The following is a 9,316-nucleotide window of genomic DNA, read 5'->3' on the forward strand; positions in this document are numbered from 1 at the left end:
CTTTGTCCTGACCGGGGCCGGGATTTACACGGTTAACCGACTGCTGTTCCAAATAGAAGCGATCATCGCCCGAACCGCCATAAAGCTCGGAATAGCCCCCTGTAGTGCTCAACAAGTCATTGTCAGCACCACCATAAAACGCTCCACCACTCCAATTGCTGTTTATCCGAACACCCGAATCATTCCCCACTACCGTAGTAAATCCGGTATTGGAAATATCAACAACTTGGTCGCTTTCTCCGGCCCGATAAAGCTGGTTCGTCGCTTCACCAAGATACACATCTGACGGACGCGCAACATCAAAGAAGACCTCGGCATCCTCAGCTGCCAAAAGCTGTATCTTTTGCGTCGCACTGCCGGCAGAATTTGTTGCACTGAGTAGTAAGGTCATGGATCCAAGACTCGGGGCAGCCTCGCTCACAAAGAGCTGCATTCGTTCAGCATTGAACTGCATCCAGGATGGCAGAGGCGCGCCATTGTTCAATGTCAGCTCCCAGACAGGCGAATCGCCAGTAACATCGGAAGTCTCGATATCAGGAACAATGAGAGCTGTCATTGGAAGGTCAATCACCTGCGCCTCACCTGCTTGCGCAAGTGCATCCAGCGGAATCGAAAACGCCTCGTTCCGCGAAGAGAACGGTCTGCGCGGCCCTTCAAACAAGCTAGTTATTTGAGTCTCGGACAGCACCGTGCCATTAACTGAAATCCCAGTAAACAAGGCTTCCGGAGCGCTCGTAGATTCGGAACTGAGCGTGATCGAACCCGCTTGTTGATGCCCTTCAGCTACATCCAGCCTTAAACCATCTGGCGTGTCTCTTAAGCGCAAATCGGCAGAGGTAAATTCTCCTGATAAATCTAGAGATATTGTTCCCGATCGGTCTACGTCAGCCAATTCAATACGATCGTGCCCATCACCGAGTCTATAAACGTAAGTCGCCGTATTACCCGCTTCGAGTTGAGTGCGGTCATCTCCCAAGCCTAAATTCAGGGTGTTGTTATCGGTCGCCACGTACACATAATTATTTTGAGCATCGCCGGCAATAAGGGAGTTCCGTGCCTGCAGCTGAGCGTGGAATGTATCGTTGTTTTCAAACGCAATATTCTCAAACATTCGAACATCGTTGAGGGTTAGAGAGCCTGAACGCCCCTTAGCTTGGAATAATGCCGTATTTCCATCAAGCGATACATCGAGTGTTTGAGCCGAAAAGCCCTTAGCCAAAACCAACGAATCGCTGCCCGTATCGGCCCAACCTTCTTCTACAGTGACACTTGCTGCGCCGGCATGATAGACATACTGATCACTGCCCAAACCACCAGAAATAAAATCATTACCACCATCACCGGCTTCATTGTTTTGGTTCGAAGCATCGCTGTCGCTTGCATTTTGCTCCACAGAAAGAGACATCGCACCCATGGCATCAGAGCCAACCTGATCTTCGGCTACAGCTTCATACGGTCGCCCCAAGATAAAAGTATCGTCGCCGCTTCCGGCAAGAATTCGGTCATCACCAGCGCCAGATCGATAAACCCGCCCTTGCACTTCATGCGAATGGTCAACGCTCTTATCGAGATCATTTACCCAAACCCATTTCTGCGAACGCCCATTAGTAACGAAGTCCTGATACTCGCCCTGTAAAACCAAGCGCAAGTGATCCGCGGTTTGGCCAAGAAGCACCGCAATCGTCCGACCATCAATTGTGCTTTTTAGGGTTGCCCTCCCTCCCGTGGAAGAACTAAGTTCAAGCGACTCTGCCTTGAAGCCAACTAAACCCGCATGGTTGTAATCCAACTCGTCATAAATGAAGTCATATTCCAAACCATCGAGGATGTAATGATCAACACCCTCACCTCCGACCAAAATGTCATTCCCCGCTCCACCACGGAGAACATCATTACCTTGCTGGCCATAAAGCTCATCATTGCCAGCCCCACCAATGAGCATATCGTCGCCACCACCGGCAAGTATCAGATCATCGCCCGCGCCACCATCCAGAACATCTGCGCCGTGTGCGCTATCAGAAACCGTAGACTGTTGGTCAGGATTAATAAGATAAACACCGCCAACACTTATGCTTGACCCAGTGTACTGCCCATCACCAAACAGGATATCGTTATCGTCCTCGCCATAAAGCATGTCGGCACTGCCGCCTCCGATGAGGGTATCGTCACCAGAGCCTCCGCGAAGTGTGTCATCGCCGTGATATTCATGAGCTAGCGCGACCTGTAATTCACCTTCATAGATAGCGACATCGCCATGCAAAATATCGATTTCTGAACCACCATCAAGAAAGTCCGAACCGCCACCACCATACAACTCATCTCGACCACTGCCGCCGATAAGCACATCATTACCGTGGTAAGCACCGGCTAAATGCTCGGTACGTGCATCGCCCCAGAGCTTATCGTCACCCTCGCCGCCAAAAACAACATCGTTACCCCATTCAGCTTCGACCCAGTCATTTCCCGCTCCTGCATCTATACGGTCCGCGCGCTGATCGTTTGGGTTTTCATGTTCAAGGCGACGCAAGGCAAAACCATTATCGTATTCAAGACGGCCATCACCATGAATCGTATCCTCCCCAACTCCTCCGATAATAGTGTCGCTTCCCTCACCACCATATAGTTTGTCGTTATCGGCTTCGCCGGCTAGAAAGTCATTTCCTTCATCACCAGAAATCTGGTCGTTGCCAATGCCGCCATATAAACGATCATTGAAGCCATCTAGCTCATCCGATGACTCGTCTACATACCCTGATGTCAGTGCATCACCCTGATATTTATCATGCACATTGCCAAAAATAAGGTCGCTTCCATCGCCACCAAAAACTAGATCCGCACCGAAAAAGCCCGCCAGAAAATCAAAACCCTCCGCACCATCGATCACGTCATTACCGCCACGACCATAAAGCCAATCGCCAAAGTAGCCGCCCTGCATCACGTCATCTTGATCACTTCCTTCAAAATACAAATCCAGAAGCTGCTCACCATCGCCATTCGTCAAACGAACGGGGATCGGGTTTTCCGAATAGGCATAGGTAAGCGATTCATAATGATAAGGCTTTTCGAGCAGGGACATATCCAAGACCATGCCACGCTCTTCAATGGTTTGCTGCTCATTAAATGGATCTTCAAGACGATCTATCTGGCGAGGTTTGATCTCGAACAGATCGCCATTTTCCAGTTCGACAACACCCGTGCCGATGAGTACGGCATCAGTTGGCTCGGCTGGCTTCTCGGGTGCCGCACTGTCTTTTAGATCTAAGCCAAAAAGATTTGGCGTACCATCAAAGTCATCTAAGCGAACGCTCGCTGCCGGGGCATCGCCTTCAGAAGGGCGGATAACAAAAAGCGTCCCCTCTCCAGACTCAACAAATAGCATGCCCATTGATTCATAGATACTTGAACCTTCACTAACGGCGCTGGCCAAAGACAATGTGTTGCCATCGAAAACGATTTGGTTTTGCCCGTGTTGATCGACGATCAGATTGTGCCCGTCACCTTTATTGAATATATAAGTATCGCTGCCGGCGCCTCCCTCAAGATGGTCATTACCGCCATGCCCCTCAAGCACATCATCACCGCTGAGACCATAGAGCCGATCTCCTGCGCGATGTTCACTACCGGCAATATCGTCCGCGGTATGAGAACCAAAAACGACGTGCTGTTCGTTGTCCTGATTGGTATATACAGAGTCGTGACCGCGAACATAGACTTGCGCTTGCGGCTGTCCGTTGGCATCGGCCTGATTGATTGAATAGTCGTCAAAGAAGTGCGTGGCGTCTGTACCTACTTTCGCGCCTATAGCGTCACGGGAGTTCAAGTCCAAAGCATTGCTTGCGAGTTGGCGCTGATAATAATCAATTCGATCAGCCCAAAATGTCTCGGTATAGTGCTCGGTGCCATAAGCATCATCATTAGCACCATTAGCAAAAATACCCGAGCTATACGCTTCAATCGGGTAGACGATAAAAGGCGCGCCTTCCAAGAGCGCATAACGCAGCGCTCGGCCTATCGAGTTTGTATCATTGAGCGCTGTATTCAGAGGATTCTCAAAGCTATCAAGAGTCGCCAACTGAAAGCGCGGAAGCCCCCCTTGCGTTAGCGTTTGATAGAACTCTGCTGCCTGATTAGCCGTCTGATAAGAGGCGAACTCACCACCAAGCACCGTTGAAAGGTGCCTCATCAAGGTATTGAGAGAAATAGCCGCTTCATCGGGGTTAGTCATATCCGGTTCGCCAGACGGGCTTATACTCACCTCCACTTCTCGATCGAACGCACGCCAGAGAATATGGTCAAACTCTGCTGAAGATAGAGTACTTTCAAAACTCTCAAACACCCGACGCACAGATAAGGCATCTAAAAGCAAAGACATGGAGTGACTATCCGCGATGCCCTTCGGAGGCTCAATGAAAACAGGTTCATCCCTACCTAGATGAGTAAAGGTGAGACGATTAGCGGTAAGCTCAGCACCGGGTTCGGCGTAAACGTTGGTGAACTTACCATCAAGTTGGTCACGCGCGACTATCGATTCAGGTTTGAGAAAGAACTCTTTTAAGTAGTTATAACCGGCGTCTAACCAACCAATGCCTGCCGCGTTAAAGGTTGTGCCTTGGCCGATCAGCTCAGGGTAATCCAAAGCGAACATCGCAGAAAGATGGCCTCCTAAAGAGTGACCAACAACGTTCACCAAACCCAGCTTATCCGATACGGATTGGTTGTTCTCGTCCAGGATATTATTATCGACCAAGAAGTCATTTATCGCAGAGACCTGAGTCAAGCCGAGATAAGGCTCGCTGAGGCCTATTGAGAGAAAGAAGTCAGTAGCAAGATCAGCTAGAGGAAACCCCTCCTCTTGCCAGGGTTCGGTTCCCCTAAAAGCTAGGGTGAGCTGCCCCGTTTCAAGATCTTTGAAAAGAGTAAGCGCAAGACCAAAGCTTTCATTGTTGATGTAATCAACTATTGCATGCCGCTCAGCGAATTCTTCAAATTGAGTCTCTGTCCAACCTATTTTTAAAAACTTTTGTTTGGTTTCGGCCTCTAAAGAAAGCTTTAAGTTAGCATCTATATCTTCGTCAACAAGGCTCACATAAGCAGCACTCGCTCGCATAGCCTCAAAGTAGTGACTTGTCTCATCCATGAGCCAAACTCTCCATTGTTGGTGTTAATTAGCTGGTTTTAATACTACGTCCTTAAATCTACCTACTGTATGATTTATCGACAACGACTCGCATACCAATTGCCTTGCAGTTCCTCGCTCCGAGGAACGAGAAAATAGAGTAAATGTAACTTGTTGAGCTAGTAGCTCTCGATCACCGGCGATGTTTTCAACAGTCCGAACTCCTTTCATCAGTTCAGACTCATACTGATCCGAAAGTTTTTGAATCTCGATCCAAGAACGATAAGCATACAAACTTTTCGGTTCATCGATTGATTCTGCCCCCAAACACGAGTCGATTTTTCTTGGGGCGTGGTTAGAGAATTTTTCAATCCTATTCAGAATTTTCTGATCACATTTATTATCACCTAAAGGGTACTTCGTTATTCTCCAAAACCCTTTATCTTTTATATGTTTCGATGAATTCGTCTCGCGCACTTCAAGCTCAAGATATCTAAATTTCGACCATGACAAGTAATGCCAACAATTGCTCTCACACTTATCAAGAGACTCATCAAAATACCCTTCCACCTCAACAGTTCGATGCACAACACGCCCAGCCTTGGTCGCGCATGCCTCAGCAAGCTCTTTAATACCAGGCACATCTTGCAGGCGAGCAGGAACGGTATATTCGATGCCCGTGCGGGGATCGGTTACTTGAATGGGAAACAGCGAGGCACAGCCGGAGAGTAAACAACTTACGGTGATGATAATACCAAGTTTCATGCGTCCCTCATGAAATGATCGATACAGGGCAAAGCCTAGAAGAATATTTAGAGATGAAATTAAAGAAGATAGGGGCGGGAAACGCAATGCGTGCTGGCCATCCTAGCCGGCGCGGTAAACCGCTGCATTACGTCCTTTTCCCTTTCACGACCACCATCCTTGGTGTGCTTCCCGCAATAGATTACGAGTCGCTGTAACAAATCCGTTTGTCTTCGCTATCCCTATGTGTGCATATTAAGGAATCGTTGGATGAGAAAATATAGGAGATCTCGTAAATGTCTGTAAGAGATCTCTTACATACCCATAGAGCGTGATAAAGAATGAAGACCATCAATACACAAGAGGCACAAGCGACACCACGACCAAGCCATACACAACCGCCACGGGCCAGCCTGTTTTAACAAAATCTTGCAGCCGATAACCACCGGCATTCATCACAATTAGGTTGGTTTGATACCCATAAGGGCTGACGAAGCTTGCGCTCGCCGCAAAGGTCACCGTCATCACCAGCACCATCGGGTCTGCGTTCATCGCGCCCGCCAGACCAAGCGCAAAAGGGAACATCAACGCTGCAGCGGCGTTGTTTGTTACCAGCTCTGTCAGAAACCAAGTCACAACATAGACGGACAGTATAATCGCCCAAAGCGGCATACTCATTAGCACCTCTGATGCTTGATGTGCGATTAAAGTGAATACGCCTGAACTCATCAACGCCTTTGAAAATAACAATGCTGTGGTAATGATTAACCATAATTGCACAGGTAGCCGTCGCAATACTTCTTGCCGATTAAGACAACCCGTTAAAAGGTAGAGCGCGAACAGCAAAACCAATCCTTGCAGTAATTCCACCATGCCGCTTGCAGCCAAGGCAATCACCGCAACAAAACCACCAATAGCCAAACGCCCTTGAGCATCACTTAGTATGTGGTCTGGCTCGACCCCGGAAACAAACACAAAGTTGTTACTGAGGTTATTACGACTGTGGAAGTCAGCACCCACTGCCAACACAAGGAAATCGCCAGCTTTGAGCTCTATCTCACCCAGCTTGCCTGATACGGCCTCACCGTCACGCTTTATAGCGACAACTGCCGCATCAAACTTGGCCCGAAAACCGGATGATTTAAGACTCTTGCCCACAAGATGACTATCTGGGCGAATAAGCACTTCGCTAAGGTTGCTGCCCATTACATTTTGGACGCTTGAAGGCTGTTTGTTCGCAAACAAAGACAGGCCGTTCATCTTCAATAACTGCTCTAGCTTGCCTACATCGCCATTGAAAATAAGGTGATCGCGCTCTTCAATTACCTCGTCTGGCGATACAGGGCTGATCAAACGTCCATCCCGAACAAGCTCAACTAAAAACAAACCTTCCAGGTTACGTAATCCATTGCTTTCAATACTCTTTCCGATCAGGGGGGACCCCATATCTGCCTGCGCATCCATTAGGTAGTGGCTCGCCATCCCGCTCTCTTGGGGTAGCTCTTTAAACTCCGGACGAATCACCAACAGCACGACACCACACGCACATACCAAGGCCAAACCGACCAAAGTAAAATCAAAAAAGCCAAGCGCAGGCAAACCCGAATTGATCAACATACTGTTAATGATCATGTTGGTTGAGGTTCCAACAAGCGTAAGTGTGCCGCCCAGAATCGAGAAGTAGGAAAGAAAAATTAAAAGCCGAGAAGGCGCATGATGCGGGTTATTTTTTATGGGGGCGATGAGCGCCGAAACCACCGCCGTATTGTTAAGAAAAGCCGATGATAGCACGGTAGTAAACATCAAACGCAGGCGCGTACTCAGCAAGCCAGGTTTGATTAGCCGTACACCCAACAGGCGAATGTACGAGGTCTTCTCAATCGCTAGCGAACACAGCATCAACAAAACTAAACTCACCACCCCAGAATTTGATGCGCTGGCCAGAACATCATTCGTGCTAACAAACCCAAAGCCATACAGAGCGCAAAGCGCCACACCGAATATTCGCGCTACAGAAGCAATGCGAAAAACGAGGCATCCAATAACAGAGAAAAACAGCAAACAAACCGCGAGCATTTGCCAAGACATGTCTTTTACAACCTATAAAACTGACCGACGATCATTTAAGGCAAAAATACCCTTGAGCAGTCGATACATCACCCAAATGCCGACGATCAGGAGCATTGGCAAACCGATCACCACGCCAATTACTGTAAAGATCAGCACACTGGCAACCACAAGCCAAAGCAAGGCAAGCCAGAAGGTGCGAATCACCCAACTAAAGTGGGAGGCAAGATAAGTATTATCGGCACCGTTGCGCCACATATAACTCATGATGACGGCAATAATGGACGGCCAACCCGATAGAAATGCGGTAACAATAAACGCCGGCGTCAGTAAGCCATTCAGCGCACTAAAAATATGCAGCAAGTAAATAATAAAAACGATGCGTTCGAGACCCGCGGTCTGCTTTTTTGATGCTTCAGTGAGCATACCTTTCCTTTTTAGATTTATTAAACAGTCTCAGGCCATCATACCGGCTAGCTGTTCTTTCGCGAAGCATTGCCGGAATCGTTGTGGCATACAAAAACAAAGAACATAGACTAAGCAAACGGCATTGAAGCTTTTATTTAACACCACCCATTTCTTCCAATATTTTGTCCACAACGATTCCAGCTCCCAAAGTACTCGTCAAATGATGAGAGTCGCGATAAATCGGATCGCCGTCAATCGCATTAATGCACATCTCATGTGGGCATAGCTGATCAGCTATTGCGACTCTTTTAACACCTGCTTTTTCGAGCTTTGCAAACAGATCAAAAAAGTCCTTCGCGGCCAGCTCATATTCTTCTCTAGGCACACCTAAAGCATTCACATCTTCACCTCGATATACGGCTCGCTTCATTGCTTCAGGTATCGATTCAGTCATTCTGGGCGTCGGGTCGACAACATACACTGTAAAGTCGCTGGCCAGTTTTGTTAACTCGAGCTCCATACGTTTCAAGACTCGTTGTTTTCTCGCACTTTCGGTGTCCACCTCATCACCAAATCGCTCAATTACATCAAGCGGCCTCCCCTCAAAAACAAGATTAGAACCGTTAAGGTAATATCCTAAAAAAGAGGATGTAATTAATACTGACTCCGCGCCTACTGACCGTGCATATTCAATTAATGTTTGATTATGCTTATGGCAATCGATGTTTTTCGCGTTCGGCGGGTAAAAACCTGTAATCCCGATACAACTGCTGTACGAAATCGCGTAAGAAGAAACACCCGCTTGGCTCAATCTCTCTTGAAGCGCATAGGAAATCGCATTTGAATGACTGTCCCCCATGACCAACACATCGAAGGTCTCACCAGACAAGTATTTTTCGCATCCCGGAATTGGGTGTTTTGACGGCACCCCACGACCGACATGACAATAAGGCGTTAACGGATTGATATCCGCAATCGCGG

5 protein-coding genes and 1 pseudogene are annotated in these 9,316 nt (G+C 48.1%); 1 reads left to right on the forward strand and 5 read right to left on the reverse strand.

The window, feature by feature from the left end:
• Positions 1-5,137: pseudogene (locus A3751_RS23520) on the reverse strand (hypothetical protein); the annotation flags it as partial.
• 24 nt (positions 5,138-5,161) lie between these two features.
• Positions 5,162-5,881, reverse strand: a complete 720-nt coding sequence (locus A3751_RS11220; protein ID WP_068455863.1) for a hypothetical protein — start codon at positions 5,879-5,881, stop codon at positions 5,162-5,164.
• Between the two features lie 53 nt (positions 5,882-5,934).
• On the opposite strand from A3751_RS11220, the gene A3751_RS22180 reads away from it, so the two are divergent.
• On the forward strand, positions 5,935-6,078 hold the full coding sequence (locus tag A3751_RS22180; RefSeq protein ID WP_156492394.1) for a hypothetical protein: 144 nt from the start codon (positions 5,935-5,937) through the stop codon (positions 6,076-6,078).
• Positions 6,079-6,211: 133 nt separating this feature from the next.
• On the opposite strand, the gene A3751_RS11225 is transcribed toward A3751_RS22180, so the two are convergent.
• The 3 genes from A3751_RS11225 to A3751_RS22805 all read right to left on the reverse strand — a co-directional run.
• Positions 6,212-7,948, reverse strand: coding sequence for an SLC13 family permease (locus A3751_RS11225; RefSeq protein ID WP_068455866.1), 1,737 nt, complete (start codon positions 7,946-7,948; stop codon positions 6,212-6,214).
• A gap of 12 nt (positions 7,949-7,960) precedes the next feature.
• Positions 7,961-8,353, reverse strand: coding sequence for a hypothetical protein (locus A3751_RS11230; protein WP_068455868.1), 393 nt, complete (start codon positions 8,351-8,353; stop codon positions 7,961-7,963).
• Positions 8,354-8,486: 133 nt separating this feature from the next.
• Positions 8,487-9,316 (reverse strand): SGNH hydrolase domain-containing protein (locus A3751_RS22805; protein WP_197466285.1); only part of this gene is annotated, 830 nt, incomplete at its 5' end.

Source organism: Oleiphilus sp. HI0080, assembly GCF_001635135.1.

Excerpts from the sequence above, each read along its gene's own strand:
- A3751_RS11220 (WP_068455863.1), bottom strand. The coding sequence starts at position 5,881 with ATGAAACTTGGTATTATCATCACCGTAAGTTGTTTACTCTCCGGCTGT.
- A3751_RS22180 (WP_156492394.1), top strand. The coding sequence starts at position 5,935 with ATGAAATTAAAGAAGATAGGGGCGGGAAACGCAATGCGTGCTGGCCAT.
- A3751_RS11225 (WP_068455866.1), bottom strand. The coding sequence starts at position 7,948 with ATGTCTTGGCAAATGCTCGCGGTTTGTTTGCTGTTTTTCTCTGTTATT.
- A3751_RS11230 (WP_068455868.1), bottom strand. The coding sequence starts at position 8,353 with ATGCTCACTGAAGCATCAAAAAAGCAGACCGCGGGTCTCGAACGCATC.